Source organism: Bradyrhizobium sp. HKCCYLRH1030 (assembly GCF_051168395.1).
Lineage (GTDB): Bacteria > Pseudomonadota > Alphaproteobacteria > Rhizobiales > Xanthobacteraceae > Bradyrhizobium.
Genome location: NZ_JBNPUY010000001.1, coordinates 24,807 through 41,499 on the forward strand (window position 1 = coordinate 24,807; position 16,693 = coordinate 41,499).

At 59.4% G+C, this 16,693-nt stretch carries 12 protein-coding genes; 6 read left to right on the plus strand and 6 right to left on the minus strand.

Annotation, left to right across the window (positions count from 1 at the left end; genetic code table 11):
* Position 1: 1 nt before the first annotated feature.
* A complete protein-coding gene (locus ACQR1E_RS00095) occupies positions 2 to 3,982 on the plus strand; it encodes an N-6 DNA methylase (protein ID WP_434896513.1) in 3,981 nt (1,326 codons plus the stop codon).
* Positions 3,975 to 5,570, plus strand: coding sequence for a hypothetical protein (locus tag ACQR1E_RS00100; protein WP_434896514.1), 1,596 nt, complete (start codon positions 3,975 to 3,977; stop codon positions 5,568 to 5,570). The genes ACQR1E_RS00095 and ACQR1E_RS00100 overlap by 8 nt, the downstream gene beginning before the upstream one ends.
* 27 nt (positions 5,571 to 5,597) lie before the next feature.
* On the opposite strand, the gene ACQR1E_RS00105 is transcribed toward ACQR1E_RS00100, so the two are convergent.
* Positions 5,598 to 5,960 (minus strand): HNH endonuclease, encoded by a 363-nt coding sequence (locus ACQR1E_RS00105; protein WP_434896515.1) that lies wholly within the window; start codon positions 5,958 to 5,960, stop codon positions 5,598 to 5,600.
* 356 nt (positions 5,961 to 6,316) lie between these two features.
* On the opposite strand from ACQR1E_RS00105, the gene ACQR1E_RS00110 reads away from it, so the two are divergent.
* Positions 6,317 to 7,153 (plus strand): nodulate formation efficiency C protein, encoded by an 837-nt coding sequence (locus ACQR1E_RS00110; RefSeq protein ID WP_434896516.1) that lies wholly within the window; start codon positions 6,317 to 6,319, stop codon positions 7,151 to 7,153.
* 455 nt (positions 7,154 to 7,608) lie between these two features.
* On the opposite strand, the gene ACQR1E_RS00115 is transcribed toward ACQR1E_RS00110, so the two are convergent.
* Together ACQR1E_RS00115 and traA are read right to left on the minus strand one after the other, a co-directional pair.
* Positions 7,609 to 7,812 carry a helix-turn-helix transcriptional regulator gene (locus ACQR1E_RS00115; protein ID WP_434896517.1) on the minus strand — a complete coding sequence of 68 codons (204 nt, stop codon included), beginning with the start codon at positions 7,810 to 7,812 and terminating at the stop codon, positions 7,609 to 7,611.
* Positions 7,813 to 7,937: 125 nt separating this feature from the next.
* A complete protein-coding gene (traA, locus tag ACQR1E_RS00120) occupies positions 7,938 to 10,949 on the minus strand; it encodes a Ti-type conjugative transfer relaxase TraA (RefSeq protein WP_434896518.1) in 3,012 nt (1,003 codons plus the stop codon).
* Positions 10,950 to 11,120: 171 nt separating this feature from the next.
* Here traA and ACQR1E_RS00125 point away from each other — a divergent pair, with 171 nt between their 5' ends.
* Entirely contained in the window at positions 11,121 to 11,447 is a 327-nt protein-coding gene (locus ACQR1E_RS00125) for a conjugal transfer protein TraD (RefSeq protein WP_434896519.1), read from the plus strand.
* Between the two features lies 1 nt (position 11,448).
* The gene (locus tag ACQR1E_RS00130) at positions 11,449 to 11,772 is read left to right on the plus strand and encodes a conjugal transfer protein TraD (protein ID WP_434896520.1); all 324 of its coding nucleotides are present in this window, start codon (positions 11,449 to 11,451) and stop codon (positions 11,770 to 11,772) included.
* Positions 11,773 to 11,801: 29 nt separating this feature from the next.
* Here ACQR1E_RS00130 and ACQR1E_RS00135 read toward each other — a convergent pair whose 3' ends face one another.
* The 3 genes from ACQR1E_RS00135 to ACQR1E_RS00145 form a co-directional block, all read right to left on the minus strand.
* Positions 11,802 to 15,104 carry a DEAD/DEAH box helicase gene (locus ACQR1E_RS00135; protein ID WP_434896521.1) on the minus strand — a complete coding sequence of 1,101 codons (3,303 nt, stop codon included), beginning with the start codon at positions 15,102 to 15,104 and terminating at the stop codon, positions 11,802 to 11,804.
* Positions 15,105 to 15,473: 369 nt separating this feature from the next.
* Positions 15,474 to 15,653, minus strand: coding sequence for a hypothetical protein (locus tag ACQR1E_RS00140; RefSeq protein WP_434896522.1), 180 nt, complete (start codon positions 15,651 to 15,653; stop codon positions 15,474 to 15,476).
* Positions 15,654 to 15,707: 54 nt separating this feature from the next.
* Positions 15,708 to 16,193 carry a hypothetical protein gene (locus tag ACQR1E_RS00145; RefSeq protein ID WP_434896523.1) on the minus strand — a complete coding sequence of 162 codons (486 nt, stop codon included), beginning with the start codon at positions 16,191 to 16,193 and terminating at the stop codon, positions 15,708 to 15,710.
* A 175-nt stretch (positions 16,194 to 16,368) separates the two neighbouring features.
* On the opposite strand from ACQR1E_RS00145, the gene ACQR1E_RS00150 reads away from it, so the two are divergent.
* A complete protein-coding gene (locus tag ACQR1E_RS00150) occupies positions 16,369 to 16,605 on the plus strand; it encodes a helix-turn-helix domain-containing protein (protein WP_315774315.1) in 237 nt (78 codons plus the stop codon).
* Positions 16,606 to 16,693: the final 88 nt, after the last annotated feature.

Sequence of the window (16,693 nt, forward strand, 5' to 3'; positions counted from 1 at the left end):
CGTGTCATCGGACAGGGCGCTGCAGGAGTCTGCTTGGCACATCGCTGACGAACTCTTTGTTGGTGGGCTCTCGAAGCAATTAATCCGAGAGACCTTTGCTACCTTCTTGCTGCTGCGCTGGATTGATCTTGCGGAAGCCGAGCAGGAGGCAATGGCGATCTTCGAGGATCGTCCGTACGAACCTCTTTTGCCTGCGGCGTTGCAGTGGCGGCATTGGGCGCAGCTCAAGCATCGTGGGGAAATGATAGAGCGATTGCATGAATTGGAGCGGCGGGCCGAGGCTCTACAGGGGGATGCCGCCCAACCAATGAGCGCTTGGTTACACACGCTGGCAGCGCCGCTAAGGCGCGTATTGCAGGAAAATTCTGCGAATCTGCAGGAGTTTGTAAATCGGATAGGCAACTTTCCGTTCGAGACCCCGAGTGAGCGGCGCGCGCTACTCGAGGTTTTCGATCGGATGGCGGAGGAAGACAGCGATCCTTCGTATGGCCAATTCTCGTCGCCACGTAGTATTGCCCGCCTGGTAGCAGCGCTTTCTGATCCGAAGCCCGGCGAGCGCGTGTATGATCCTTGTTTCGGCTCCGGCAATTTTTTGGTTGCAGCTTGGCAACAGGCTGAGTTCAGCCGCAGCGAGATTCGACGTTCTGGGCCGTTACTCGAAGTTGCCGGCATTGAACTTAACGCGAGCGCCTTTCTGATTGGCCTCGTCCGTATGTTGCTCGCAGGCGTCGATACGCCAAGTCTAGAGCGGGGGAACAGCCTCGAACGCGAACAACCCGGTAGCCTCAGCCGACAGGGGTTTGACGTGGTTTTGGCTAACCCGCCAATCGGTGTCCGGACGAACCGCGAGCCTTGGCGGTACCAGCAATATGCTATTCCAACCAGCGATAGCGTAGGCCTGTTTATTCAACATGCGCTATTACAGCTAAAGCCGCTTGGGCGCGCCGTAATTGCCGTACCAGAAGGATTTCTGTTCCGTGGCGGTCCTGAACGCGAGCTCCGTCGTTATCTCATTGAACGAGGACAGGTAGAGGCCGTTGTCGGCCTGCCAGCAGGTGCATTCGCCCCGTACACGAATGTTAAAGGGAGTCTGCTGGTACTGAACAAATCGGGCGGAGCAAGCCGAGTAAGGATGGTGGACGCCGCACCGTTCTTCGAGCAACGATCGGGCCGAAAGGCGCCGGTTCTCCGGAACGTAATGGCGCAACAACTAGCGGCCGAAGTTCGTCGCACAGAGCTTCGCAAATCCCGTGAACTCCCTCCCGGTATTGCTGAAGGCGCGCCGGGAACGGGCGTGATGGCGCGTTCCGTTTGGGAAGTAGACGCAACCGAACTCGCTGCCGCCGACTGGGACCTTTCGCCTCGACGTCGGGAGAAGGGTAGCTTGGGCGACCTGCTGATTTCCATTGAGGGAGCCTTTGGGGAAACAGGATCCGTCGTAACCTTGGCGAGCGTGGCGGAAATCACCGCAGGCCGTTCCATTAAATCTGCAGATCTTTGGAATGAACCCCCGAACGAGCATCCCGTTGGTTACATTCGAATAAGGGATTTGAATCAAGGAAAGGTCGGAAATTGCTCCAGCTGGCTGGCGCCTGACTTGGCGGCTGTTGAGCAACGATTCACTCTGTTGCCCGGAGACATTTTGCTGTCTAAGTCGGGCACCATTGGCAAGGTGGCTATGGTGCGCAACGGCGCCGTGGGCTCCATCGCAGCGAATGGACTTTATGTATTACGCGCCGACCAAAAAAGGTTAGATCCTGGTTTTCTGATAGCGTATCTCGCCAGTACAGCTTGTCAGACTTGGCTGACGGCTCAAGCGCGGGGAGCGGTGATCCAGCATCTCAATCGCGAGGTGCTGAACGTGCTTCCCGTTCCGTTGCCTCCGCTGCAGCTGCAAGCGAGGGCGGCGGCGCAGTTTCGCGATTTTGGTACAGACGCTCTTACATTCTTGCAACAAGCAACGGGTGCAGGCAGGTCAGATCGCTTGGCCAACTGGTTGGCCGAGCTGAGCAGTCTAACGGCTTCGAGTACTCAGGCAACGGCGCCGACGGTGGGAACCGACGCAACCCAGCTGCTAAGCCAGTTCGATGCGCTAGGCGCCATGGCCGGCGACGCGCGACGATGGGCCGAACAAGAGCAGGACGCAAGCCAATCGGCAAAATGGTTGGTGCCTCTGATTGAGGCTCTGTCGCCATTTTCGGGCATCGTGCACATACCTGCCGGTCCAGGTTTGTTGGCAGTGTTGCAGAAGGCCGAGCGCGGTGTCTGGGATGTGCTGGAATTAGCCACCGGAAACCTTCCCTACGAGTCTCAAGCTCGCGGCGTTGCCGAACAACTTAGCGTTCTGCTGCGCGCAACCATTAAGTTCCTGGCAGATGCAAGCAACATTCGTTTGCGGGCTGCTCCGGAGATTTTGACGGCTGGAAGTTTCGCCGAGTTCGCCATCGAGCTCGAAAACGAGGGTACGTTGCCGCTTCGAGACTTCGTAATAGATGCTGCACCAGAATGGGGCAGTGGGAAGACGCCCTATTTGGCGGAGCGTGGCCGCTTTTCATTGAATTTGCGTGGCGATGTACCGAAGCAAGGTGACCAGCTGGCACTGAGGCTAAGTTGGTCCGCGCGCAACTTGCTCGAACAAACTGTAAAGGGTGTGGTTGAGCTGGCTATCCGCATCGTGTCGCGAGAATCAATTGCTCCGACGACGGCCGCCGATTTAGGGGGCAGCCCTTATGTGACGGGCAGCCCACTGGAGCCGCGGCACGGTCACGAGGTGTTCTTCGGTCGCGACGACGTCATCGGGCAGATTAGTCGCCAAATCGCCACGCACGGCAATGTTGTGCTGTTGGAAGGAAATCGACGAGCGGGTAAAACGTCTATCCTCAAACATCTCGAAGGTCGTAAGGCCATTCCAGGCTGGATGGCAATTTATGCCAGTCTGCAAGGTGCTGAAGGCGCCACAGAAGCGGTCGGCATTCCCACGCCTGAAGTGTTTCGCGAAATTGCGCGCAGTATCGCAACCGGTCTAACAAAACTCGGCATGGACGTGCCTTTGCCCAATGGTCAGGTAATCCGAGCAGGCAAGGCAGTGTTAGGCACTGCGCGTGCCTGCCGCGATGGTATTGGAGATGAGGCGCCGTTCGCGGATTTTCGTGAGTACCTCGAACTCCTGTTATCTACTCTGGAGCCGCTTGGGCTTGGCTTGCTGCTCATGCTGGACGAGTTCGACAAGCTGCAAGAAGGCATCGATAACGGCGTGACCTCGCCTCAAGTGCCAGAGAATATCCGCTTTCTCATACAAACGTATCCAAACTTCTCCGCGATCCTCACGGGTTCACGTCGGCTAAAACGGCTTCGAGAAGAGTATTGGTCGGCACTGTACGGGCTAGGCATTAGTGTGCAGGTCACAGCGCTGGACATGCAGAGTGCGCGTAGCGTCGTTACAGAGCCTGTGCGGGGTAAGCTCACATACTCACCCGAGGCAATTGAACGAGTGGTCGAGCTGACGGCGCGTCAGCCCTACCTGATGCAATGTCTTTGCAACAAAGTCTTTGACTATGCCGTGCAAACTAAGAGCCGTTCGATCACGGTTGGGATCGTCAATGACGCTGCCAACAATTTAGTTCGGGACAACGAGCATTTTGCGAGCCTTTGGGACTATGCCGGTGCCGGCCCAACGCTCGGGCGCCGTCGTCGCCAGCTGGTCCTGTTGCTTTGCGCGCAGAATGCGAAGCAGGGCACTCATGTAAATTTTGGTACCCTTCAGGAGCAATTGGCTCAACTCGGTGTCGACGTTGATGACGAAGCGTTGGACGCTGACCTGGCTTATTTGCGCGAACTCGAGCTAGTAGATTTCTCGGGCGCGACTGGTGACGGACGCTACCACATGACGATCCCGCTGATGGCCGACTGGATTGGACAACAACAGGACGCAAACGTGATCGCGAGCCGTGCGCGCACGGAGGCGGAGGAAGAGAATGCTTGATCGCAAATTCCCCGTTCTCGGAACTTCGGTGCCACCGATGTTGGGCCGAGAGCTAATTGTGGGGAGGATGTTGGCGGCGCTGACCAAAGCGAATCCCGACCACCTGCAGATGGTCGGCCCGCGTTATTCTGGCAAGACCGTCATTTTGCACGAGTTGGCGCGCCGGCTGAAAAGCGCCAACAACACTACTTACACTGCGGTGCTGCTTTGGGACCTTGGTCATCAGACTCCAGTTACTGATGAATTGTTCATGCAGCGCTTAGCCAGTGAGCTATCTGTAGCGCTGGTCGATAAGCACTCCGACTATGCGGAACACTTAAAGAAGCCCCGAGACAACGCATATCAGGACATTGCGGAAGTGCTTGATGCGATAAAGGAGGAAGGTGGAAAAGTTATCGCAATATTAGACGGCTTCGACAAACCGTTGTCGAACGGACGCTTAACGCGAAACTTGTGGGATCAGCTCCGAGAGTTAGCGCTCAAGCCGAGCTTGAGACTCGTTACCGCCAGTCGTCGAACGCTGCGCGATCTGATCCGTAATCCCGAATCTCAAACCAGCGATTTCTGGGGTATTTTCGACCCGTCGCCAGTTCGTGTCGGATGTTTTGATGAGAATGATCTTACCGCATTACTCGCTCAGGTTCCCGGGCTTCGTCTGACGGGTGGCGCTCAGACAGAGCTCTGGAATGCGAGCAACGGGTTTCCTGTCCTGATGCTCGAGGCACTCAATTGTGTCTGCAGTGAACGCTCCAATGATGGCTCGGTCACGCCCGAAGCGATGAAAGCATCATGTGAAAGCGCCTATCCCCACCTTAGAGACAAGATTGACTCGCTGTGGAAGGATTGTTCTCCCCAATGTCAAGATCTGCTTTTTCGCGTCAAGGAAGAAGGCGCGGTACCTCGAAGCGGCTCTATCGTGGTTGACGCCGAAACCCTCATCGAGAGAGGATTTGTCCGGCTCGCTGGCAACAAGGTGCAAGGCGTTAGCCGATTGCTCGAAAGATACCTCGAAGAGCAGCCGAACGAGAATAGCGCGCTACTGCGCATGTTCGGAGATGTCGCCTCCTACAACAACAACCTGAAAGGAGCTCTGGAGCATCGCCTGGGCCAAGTCGAGGGTATGGACAAGGTTCTCAAGCGGTACCTTGAGCAGGGAGTCGGGGATTTCCCAGAGCATCCTGGAGTGTTCCTCTCAAGTGTCCACGGCATCCTGGAACGAGCGCTTGCGCTGATCTGGAAAGCTGAATGCTGGGATTCAAAAAGAGATAGACCTTGGATTCCAAGTGAATGGTTTTCTCTCTGGCAACGAAATGACGAAAGAATTCTAGAGGAATGGAAGACACGCTTCCCGGAGGGGGGACAGCGGTTGCGCCTGCTCGATCTTATAACGGGAACTCAGAAAAGTGATCGGCTGGCCCGTCGGGTGACCAAGAATGCGTACGTGCTGGCGAACGCTCTGCAAGGATTTCGCGATTTTGGCGTACATCCCAAGGCGGCTGAGGTTGACGTCGGAACTGCCTATGTTGCGCTTCATCTTTGCGTCGAATTGGCGGCGCTATTGGCAAGGGAGCTTCCGAGCTCAAGTTAGTGCTTTTGAGAGGATGCTTCCCGCGGCTCACCTTAGAGCTCCCGCGTTCTTTCTAAAATTACACTCATAGCATTCGGCTTGAATATTACGGATATCGTCGGTCCCGCCGTGATAGACTGGGACTTTATGACCTTTAGTCCATACCGCTTTGTATCGCGGGTCTGGACGCGGGGCGATCGTGGCCCAGGGACGCTTGCATTCAGCGCAGGTCGGAGACACCGCGAGTACAGCGCGCCATTCGGATGCCGTGTGCTTTCCGCCGTTCGCGGCGAGGCGCGTGTTGCGACGTCTACCGCGTGCGTTGCGGCAATCCATGCAGCGGTTCCAGCTATTGAAACGGCCGCCACCGCACATCGTGCAGATCCTGCCGTCTTCTTTGTCTCCCAACATAAGTCTCTCTCGCAAACCGGATCGGAAGGCACCCGCCAGCCTCGCTGGTATCGACCCTCAGCGGGCTTGCAGCAAGCGCCAATGTCGCCTCTGCGGCTGTGACGCGCATTGTAGCGGGATCGGCTGCCAATGCCGTTGGCGATGATCTGAGACGCGTACAGGATCACGCTCAACGCGGATGTTTGAATAGCGCGGCAACGCCTGATCGGATCGCTTAATCGGAGCAATATAGGTTCCGCTAATCTAACCAAACGGGAGAAGCCAAGTAGCCAAGGCTGTACAATGTTCGTATTCTGTTTTGGGCAAGTCAAGCGTGCAAGCGTCGCGAGAAGGAAATTCGATTGGGGGATATTTGAATGGGGCGCTTTTCGCTTGGTCGAGCGATCATAATCGGAATCATTTCGATAGGTATCGCCTCTGCGGCACGTGCCGAGGACGACAGCAAGCTAATTCAAAAAGTGAAGACGAAGTGGCGCGCGCAAAGCGGCGAAGCTGCCGAAGAGATCATAGCGAAGGTTTCGAAGGTCGCGCATTTCGTCCCGCGAGGTTGGGAGGTCGCGAGGTCCGATGACAGAGACGAGTCCGTCGTATTTTCGTGGGCGAGACGCAAAACGGACAAGGCCGATGACGAATTCACCTTCGCCTGGGACGTCGCCAAAGACGGGAAGCTGACACTTGGTCCTCCGTACGCGAAGCCTTTGGAATTGGGCTGGCAGGCTTTCGCGCTTTCGCTCATCGGTACGGAGGTCAGCGAAGATGTTGTTGGGGCGAATCGTCGCTTTCTGCACGACCCGACTAACCTCAATTTCGTTACGACTCCGCAAGGTAAGCTTGGCGATCTCTTGCGTGCTGGCCGCTGCACCATCGGCGATCCAGTTGGGGTAGACTATCTGCCGAAGTTGGACGAGAGTCAGACGGCAAGGGGCAATCTGTGGCGGGTCCAGATTTCGGTGGACTGCAATATCCCAGGGCCTCGCTACTATACTCGTGACGGCATTATCATTTTTGAGATGAAAGAAGGTCAGGGGTGGGAGCCGCAATCCCTCTTCGCGAAGCGAATTGCCTCCAATCCACCGGGGTCGTGGTTTGATCGGCCTGACCCGAAGGAGAGGGAGATATTTGACGTGTCCAGGAGGATATATGAGGGCGAGGGCTTACCATCGCGGAATTTGCAATCGCCGTTTCCGAGGTGACGAAGACCTTACACGAATGAGTGAGAAGACGTGGAACGTGGACTGCAGACTGAGACGTCTTCCTGCCTCTTAGGCAAGGAATCGCTGAGGCTCGGTGAGGGCGCTACACGGGAAATCAACCAAGATCGCGCTTTACAATGGATGCCCGCTATTGGATCCTTGTAATTTCTAATGTGGTGCGCTCGTCATTAGCGCTTTGAAGCTTTATGCGGACTGGGCCAAGAAAACTGAAGATGGCCGGTTTTATCGCGTTTCGCCGTTAGTAATGATCTGCGGCTTATCTGCAGTAGTCTTGTTTGGGGTTGGGTATGATACCTACGACTCTAGGCAATCAGCGGTGAGCCTTCTTTGGTAAGTTGGGGCGGAGACATAGACGCCTATCACATGACGTTAATGACCGATGGCCTCTTAGACTACTCCAAGACGCATGCGCGCTTCCACTTGCCGCAGCATATTCATTGTCCTCTATCCGGGCGCCATCCAGTTGGATCTGCAATCCAGCGGTTGATATCGGATTCATGCCAGCCCGAGCCTTGGGAGCTGATTTTGAGCTGAGACGGGAACGTGCCCTCGGCGATCTTGCGGTAGATGGTGGACCGGGACAGGCCGGTTCTGGCGAGAACAGTTTTCATCCGGATGATACGGTCTGGTTCGCGCATGGCGGCGATGTCTCTTGCTGACTGCCTCTGAGAACTTTTGAGACCAGACAGGCCAAACATCTCGAATAGAAGACGATCTCGCGGGTCGTCGGCTGTGGCGTAGGAATGGCGGCAAACGGTATGAATCAGATTCCGAGACCTCGGCCACGGCCGAGGTCGATGCCATGGGTGAACGCCAATTCCTGACCGAGCCGGCGGCCCGACTCGAAGGCGATGCCAAGATCCTGCTTGCGGCTGGCGAGGATGGATTCCAGCTGCGGGTCACGTTCGAGGCTCTTGGCCATATCGCCCATTGCCGCGCGCGCGGCCTTGTAGCCTGTCATATCGCCGACCTGATATAGGCGCTGACTGGTCTGCTCGAGCTTCTGCCAGCGCTCCACAAAGCGGTCGGCGCGGCGGCTCGGATCCATACGCAGTTCGGTCTCGAGTTGGAGCGCGCGCACCGCGCGGCCCACCTGGCCCCCCGCGGCCTCACGGGCCAGTTCTGGGTTCTGCTTGTATGCGGCTTCGGCGTCCCGGGAGCCATAGGGCCGCACCGCCTCGAAGGTCTGGCGGGCGGTCTGCAGCTCTTTCAGCTGCTCGGGGCTTGCCCCGCCGCCCATCTCCTGCGTCGCGAAGATTGCATTCACGGCGCGGGCATGGCGCACCAGCGCCCGGGTCCGCACGCGGCGCGCTTCCGCTTCCGCGCCTTCCGCGAGCTGCGTTTCTCGCGCTTCGATGCCGCGGCGCTCCACGGCCGCACCGTTCCTTTCCCTTTCCGGCGCTTGTCGCTGTGGCCCCAGCTTGCGATCGTGACCGGGCACCTCCACAGGCGAGCGCAGGCCGTCCAACATCTCGCGCAGCGTCTCCGGCACGATCTTGCGCACGATCTCGGCCACACGCTCGCGGATCGCGATTCCACGCAGCTTGGCATAGCTCTGGACCGGATCGGCTCGCTCGTAATCCGAGGCCATGTCCTTGGCGCGATCGCGCGACAGCGCGCGGACCAGCCGGTCGTCATTGGCAAAATCGTCCCGACCATAGTGCAGATCCACGCCGTCGCGATGCCGCGACAGCGCAACATAGCTGCTGTGCGCATCCATCCCCGGTGTTGCGAGCACATGGACGCGGTCCACCGTCATGCCCTGTGCTTTGTGGATCGTCGCGGCGTATCCATGGTCAATCCGATTGTAATCTTTCAGGTCAAAGCGCACGGACCGGCCATCGTCAGTCTTCACGGTCATGGATTGTGCGCTGACCAGCTCGATGGCCCCAAGCGTGCCGTTCTTCACGCCCAGCCCGCGCTCGTTCTGCAGGAACATGACCCGGTCTCCGCTCGCGAAGCTTCTCGCCCCGCGCTCGACCGTCACACGCACCTCGTCGCCAAGACCACCGGCATCCCGCATCCGCTGGCGCGCTGCCTCGTTCAGCGCCCGGACCTCGTCATTGGTGTGGGTGAGAATGATCCGGCTCCGTTCCGGTGAGGCCTGCCGATCGCGATTCCAGCGCTCGATCAGATCGCCGCGCGCCTGCTCACGGGTCAGCGCCTCTTGCACCATGCCGTGGGCGCGGTAGACGCCAAGCGCTTGTCCCACTTTGCCGGTTGCCAGATCGCGCGTGGCGTCGCGCTGCCAGTCCTCCCGTTGGCGGCGGACGTCACCGATCTCTGCGCCGCCGTGACGCTCATGGATCGACCGGAACGCCGCGCCGGCTTCGATGGCCTGCAGCTGCTGCGGATCGCCCACCATCACCACCTTGGCACCAGCATCGGCCGCACGCGACAGCACGCGCTCGAGCTGCCGCGTGCCGACCATGCCGGCCTCATCGATGACCAGGACATCGTGGGACGTGAGCCCGTCGCGGCCCTGCTGCCAGCCATGCTCCAGGCTGGCAATCGTGCGCGACACAATACCCGATCCGCCTTCGAGGTTCTCAGCCGCAATGCCGGATAGCGCCACGCCCCGGACCTCGAAGCCGGCTGCTTCCCAGGCTTCCCGCGCCACCCCCAGCATCGCGCTCTTTCCCGTCCCGGCATGGCCGACCACGACGCTGAGATCGCGCCCCTCAGTGACGTGCGCAAGCGCCTCGGCCTGCTCGGCCGACAGCACCAGGCCACGCGCTTCCGCCCGCGCCAGAGCGGCCCTGCGGTCCATGTCGTGGATCCCGTGGCGCTCCCGTTCCGCCATCCGCTCCGCAGCACGGTGCAGGCGCTGTTCCGCTTCGATCATTCCGCGGGTGGTGAACCGGTCCTCACCGCGCGCGTCCTTACCGAGTTCGACCAGATCGGGCGCGTTCTGCAGCGCGCCTACTACCTGGTCGAACTGGTCGAGCCCGTCGCTATGTCGGTGCGCAAACTTCGCGAGGTCGCGGCGCGTAAAGGTCGATTGCTGCTGCGTGATGCCATCCAGCCCAAATGAGGGATCTGCGATGATCCGCACGCCATTATTTCGCGCGATCTTTCGGTGCATCTCGGCCCGGTCCGCCTGGCCGCTTTCGCCCGAGATGTCTCGAACCTCGATCCGTTTCGCCGGCGCGCCGATCTGGCTCTGCGGCTCCAGCGCGATGCCCTGGGCCTCCAGACTGCGATGATCGATCCGCGCGTCGATGTCGAGCTCGGCCAGCCGCTCATTGGCAAGCTCCGCCCATCGCCGCCGCCACCGCTCGACCATCTCAACACGATTCCAGTCCCGCACCTTTTGGCCGAACCCGTTCTCGTCGACCGCGCGCATTGTCAGCATGACATGGGCATGAGGTTTGGGCAGGCCGTCCTCGGCCCTGTCCCAATGCACATTGAGGTCGGCGACCATGCCCAGGCCTACGAACTCGCCGCGAACAAAGTCGCGGGCAAGCTCAATGCCCTGGGCCTCACTCAGCTCGCGCGGAAGGGCGAACTCCACCTCGCGGGCCAGCTGCGCGTCCTCGCGGATTTCGTGTGCTTCGACATTATTCCAAAGCCGTTCGCGGTCTCCAAACGCCACCGGCGCATTCTCCGGCAGTATCACCTCGGAATGGACGACGCCGCGCTTGGCAGAAAAATCCTGCTCACGGCCCAACCGCTCGTCACGCAGCCGCGAGGCCGAGCGGTAGGCGGCTGAAGCCACCGCACTGCTCCCGGCCTTGCGGCCAATGACCTTGACGTGAAGATGATAGATCGCCATCGCGGTCAGATCATCTACACGGCGAAGCACACGTCGGCACGACGTATAAGCGCGCCCTCCCTCGAAAAATTCTCGTGAGGGACTATCCCGTCTCAGCCCGTCCTGATGACCTTACAGCATTGCGTGGGGCGCCAAGCTATCATTGATGGATCAATCCTCAAGGAGACAGTGATGCGTAAACCAAGGGACTTTGATGCAGACCTGAAGGCTCTCGAAGACAAGGCCCGCGGACTGAAAACTCGCAAAGTGCGCCAGCTCGGCGAACTGGTTATCGCGACTGGAGCCGACACGCTTACTGCCGAAGAACTGACCGGCGCGCTGATCGTAATGGCTGAGACGAAAGAGGCCGGAAAGAGGGAGGCATGGGCCAAACGCGGGGCGGCGTTTTTTCGAAGCCGGTCGCGACGAAATGCGCCAGCAGCTGAACGCAACTTGGACGGCCCTCCTGCGCAGCCGGGCGGCGCGCAACCGGTACCAGGCCGCAAGGGTGCGACATGACATGCGTGCGTGGCAAGTCGAGCGCCGCAAGCGCACGCGGCACCTCATCGAACTTGGTGGCCTCATCGTCAAAGCCGGAATCGTTGATCTGACCGGCGATGACCGCGCCATCATTCTTGGCGCGTTGCTTTGGATGGCCGACAAGCTGCAAGGCGATCAGGGCGAAAGGGCGCGAGCGCTCTGGGTGGCAAAGGGAAAGCAAGCGTTCGAGGCTGACCCGGCTATGCGCAAGGGGATGCGCGACGAGCGATACATGTTATCATCTCACGGCAGCGGACGCGAACACCGCGCCTCTGCGCTTGGGGCGTTAGAACCGCCCGACTGAAGTCTTGCGCGCACGATTGCGAGGGGGTCCTAGGGACTGGCCAGAATCCGAAGTGTCATCCCCCACGTATCCATGAGAAGCGACTGCGTCGCGGAGAAGAGTTCGAGGTGGCTTTGTTCGGCCTTAGCCTTGGAGAATCCGGGCTGAACGATGACCGCGTGGAATTCGTAATGGAGCTTCTGCCAGCGGTTCAACCAACCGATGACGTTCGCGCGTGTGCCCTTTTCAAAACGGCTGGGACGGCCGGCCCTTTTGCGGTCGCTCTCCCGCTTGAGCAGGTGATTGAGAAAGATGTCCGGACGCTCGCGCCATCGAATCGACTTCTGCGTCTGGCCGCAGACTTCGTAGAGATCGTCCAGTCTGGCGCCGGTCTTGGGGTCGGCCGAGTACTTGCAGTGATAGAGCTCCACGAGCAATTTCGATCCGGCCAACCGCATAGCTACGACGTCGGCGGACTCGCCGGCGCCGTCATCGTCGACGATTACTTCGTAAAGGTCGCCGCGGGCAAGCAGGTCGTCGATGATGCGGCGCTGAATAGAGTCGGAGCGCTTCTCGTCGCGTTGGGATTCCTTCGTGATATCGACGCCGCGCCAATCCGGCGTCTCAATCCTGCTCAGATCGAACGATGGCCGCTCCGAGTCGTGGGGCAGCATGAAGAGTTCGTCGAGCAGAAGCATGTCGCCGTCCGCGAAGTAGATGTGCGGCGGTTCTTCGTGGAAGTAATCCGTGAGGCTTCGGATCTTCTTGCCGACCGTGACCTGCACGGGATCGCCGGCCGTCTGCACGAATACGGCGGCGTTGGGCTCGATGGTCAACTTGAAGTCCGCGGCGACGCCTGAGGATCTTACAGTGAAGCGGATCGGCCCGTCCGCTTCATGATCCGCGAGATCGATATCACAATCGTAGAAGGCCTCGACGCGGTCACCGAAGACGATGTCAATCCGTTCTTCCGGCGTGAGCAGAAGCGCGTCGGGCCACGCTATCGCGATGGCGGGCTTCGCCGGGCGAACGGTCTGCTTCTTCGGACGGACGAGGTTGCGCAGGATGCCGTCGGTCGTGATCGTATCATCGAGCAGCTTCCGACCGACATTGCGGGACCAGTCGATCCATTCGCTGAAATTGTTGGTTGTTTCGTACGACCAGAACTTGCCCTTGACGGAACAGCCGATCGTGGAGCGGCCCTCGTCGGTGTATCCTTGGCCGAACAGATTGGTCTTGGTCCGGTTTCTGTTGCCCGGCAGCGTATCGAGCTGCTCGGCGATGTCGGAGCCCATGAATTGGGAGTAGCGCACCGGGCGCCGCTGGGTCTCGCTCAGGCCGAGGTTCATGAGTACCATACGGCGGTATCCGTCGAGTACCTGGAAGACGGCGTCGCCCGACAGCCGGACGACCTCTTCTCCGCACAGGGCTCTGGCGACGTTGAGGTGCAGATCGGACATCTTCGAACTATTGATGTAGAGTAATCCAGTCTCGTCGTCCCAATGAGCCAGATAGAGATTGAAGGAGACGTTTTGAGGCTCCTTCAGCGTGGTCCAGCGCAGGCGCTCATCGTCCCTCGTGACGAACACCGCCAGTCTCGCCTCCTCGTTCACGACCGGACCATCGATGATGGACGAGGATTTGGTAATCGCATCGGCGACGGATAGGGGACGCCACGCGGCGCACGTCGTGCGGTAGACGACGGTGCTCATGCGAGGAAAGAGAGTGCTGACGGGAAAGCCTTCGAACTCCTCGGAGAATCCCTGGAAGATGGCTTCCCGCCGTTCCTCGCGCTCGGTCAACTTCGCGCCGACGACGCTGAGCAGCGCATTCCAGTCGGCGTCCTCAGCGTAAAGGTCCTGCAACGCTTCGGCGACGTTGTCGTGCGCGATGTTCGCGATTACCGTCGCATCGCCCAGATCCCTCCGGATGCGCGTGAAGCGTCCGATAAACTGAAGAGTGACGGCTTCGCTCTTCTGCTTGTCGTGGAGACCTGCGATCTTCAGTTCCGGGAGATCGAAGCCCTCGCCGAGCATGTCGACGCAGACGACGATCTTGCTCTTGCCCGATCTGAGCCGTTCAAGCCCATCGCGTCGCTCGGCGCGTGTGAGCCCGCTGTGAACCAGGACCGGATGGTATCCGGGCATCGCGGCTTGGTAGGCGCGATGCAGGGCGATGGCCCGGGGAATCGTTTCGACCCGCGCCATGGCTCGGTGGTCGAAACCCGCGGCGATGTCGCGTTCCAAGGTGCTCTTAATACCGGCGACGATCAGTTGGTCGGTGTCGTCCTGATCCAGGCCGTTGACGGGCACGAAATCGATCTTCTTAAAATAGCGCTCTTCCTGAGCCTTCTTGAGCGGATAGACGTAGATGAACTTTCCGTCCACGCGGCGCCCGTCGTTGCGGAAGGGGGTAGCGGTGAACTGGACAACGCGCCGGCGGCCGACGAACTGTCCCTTGAAGGCGTTCCACGTGCGTGCCCCCATATGATGCGCTTCGTCGACGAAAAGAGCCGAGACGTTTTCTGCCATCCGCTCCTGCAGCTCCGGGGAGCAGCCGCCGACGATCTGCATCGTCGAGACGACAACGTTGGCCCTCAGGAAGACGTCGTCCACGTCCTCGACGGTCTTCGGCCGGTGGCGCAGGATGGCGACGGCCGGCGTTCGCGCCCGGTCGCCGAGGCACCCGCATGCGCGCAGCACGCCGAGCTCCATTAACTTTGCGGCGATCTGGCTTCGGAGGTTGTCGTTCGGCACGACCAGCAGCAGCCGCCCGAGCCCGGCCGCCACCAGGAGCGCCAGCATCGTCTCGGTTTTGCCAGTACCGGTCGGCATGACGACGGTCGCCGGCTTGTCGGACGTGCTCCAATGAGCGAGCGTCGCATAGACGGCACCGATCTGCGGTGAACGGAGGCCGGGCGTGCCGTTTTCTGGATCCTCGGCCTTAAGCACGATCTGGTTGCGCCAGGTCCTGAGAATTTCCTCAGGCAACAGAGAAGCGGCCGCGAGCGCATCGCCCGTGGCTCGTCGCGCTTTCGGATAGAGCCACTGGCCTTCCTTGAGGGCAGCCGAGCCCTCGGCGATCGCCGATAGGGTGCTCGCCGCCGGCACGTGCAGGACGCTATCGCAGCCGAAGGTGAATGAAGTCCTTTCCGCCACGATGGCGATGCTGTGCCCGTCCTGCGTAACCGCCTTGTATCCCCGGACGCCCTTGTGTTCGAACTCAAGGACGCTCGCCGGCAGCCGCTGTGCCGGACGACGCAGGCAGTAGATGGGATTACCAAGACGACTTGCCGACCAGTCGATCTGGCGGGGCAGGTCGAGTTCGATCTTCTGAGCAAAGAGATCGTGCAACAGCGTGGCTCAAGGCTGAAGGGCATTAAAAATCCGCCTCGCGACGACTCGCCTGAGAGGCAGGACCATCGATCCACCTCTACCAGAGAGTGTCAACCGCCGTCGAAGCCCATTCCACCGCTCGTTCGTCCAATGCGCTTCCTAAGGCTCCAACACCACGCTTACTTGAAGCGTCCCAAGCCGCCCTGGACGTGCTCGACTCGAACCTTCCCGACTACCGAAAAAGTGGTACACAGCGGTGGAGGCAAACCTCCGCCGGCCTTTTCGCAACGCCCCTATTCTTAGGTTTGTGGAGCGCCAGCGGCCTTCGGTCGGCGATCCCTCCGCTCCTCCAGGCTCATAAGCCGTCCGCAACACACCAACAGTCCCTCAATTTTGATCATCGAGGCGTGCTCCCAAATGACGCTGCTTGATGTTTGTTTCGAGTTCGGCGGTGCGTTGGATCATGCTGTGGACGATGGTTTCACGGTCGCGTTGTGATAGTCCGTGGATACCATGTTCTCGCAACTCCTCTTGGAGGATCGCGGCCATGATCGACACGATGCTCATTCCCTTCGATCCTTTCATCGAAAGTTGAACGGCAGCAAGAACTGTACGGAGCGACTATTTCTCTTCCTTGGAGTTCGACCCCAAGATCAATGGTATGGAGGCCACGTCGCACACTGCTTCAATCAAGGAACGAACAGCCCGAGCATCCCAATCGATCTCGTCAACTGGCGCATCCCAGTGTTCGGAATTGACGTAGGCTGCATGACGAGCTTTTACGCCCAGACCGGCTATAGTTCGTGCCGGTGTGGCAATAATGGCCTGCTCTATCGGCGCGAGGCCAGCGAGCAAGGTTTCAATTCGTTCAAGATGGTCTGGTGATGCCGGATCGTCCAAGGCTCGTATCTTGGCAAGAGCCTCTTCGAGCTGCCTGCCCAACACGATCAAGCCGAAATCGTCGTCAGTCGCCTTGAACCGTATGTTGGCGAGGTCTGAAGTTGAGCGTCTAGAACCGTTGCTAGGATTGTCGCCATCGCAGCGGCCAGGGTGAGAACCGACTTCGGTCTGAGACTTGTAAGACGGTTGAGACGAGGGGGTCTTCATTGCTCAGGCATCCCCAACGGACGATCTGCACCCGGAAAATGCGCGGAAGGCACAGTTCGGGGATCTCTTGACTATCCACATGAGATTTCATCCCGTTACGGGCATATAATACCCTTAAGAGGTGTATTTATAACCTTATAGTGGCGCTTTTACTAGGGGTGTCGATGGTGATCTCATGATCACCTCTCGACAAATTCGGGCTGCTAGAGCGTTGCTTGGCTGGTCCCAGCAGCAACTCGCGGACAAGGCGATCGTGTCGCTGAACGCCGTTGCCAGGCTAGAAGGCGGTGTTGTGGATTCTCGGATAAGTACGGTGCAAGCGGTTCAGGACGCTTTGGTCAAAGCCGGCATAGAATTTCTCGTTGCCGACCAGAAGGGCGAGGGCGTGAGGCTCAAGAGCCCCAAGGCCTAACCAACCCCGAATCTTGCCCCCACTTGCCTCGATCGACGGCGTCAGGACCGAGGTTCGCAACTCACGCAGATGAATTGGCTTCTAACGA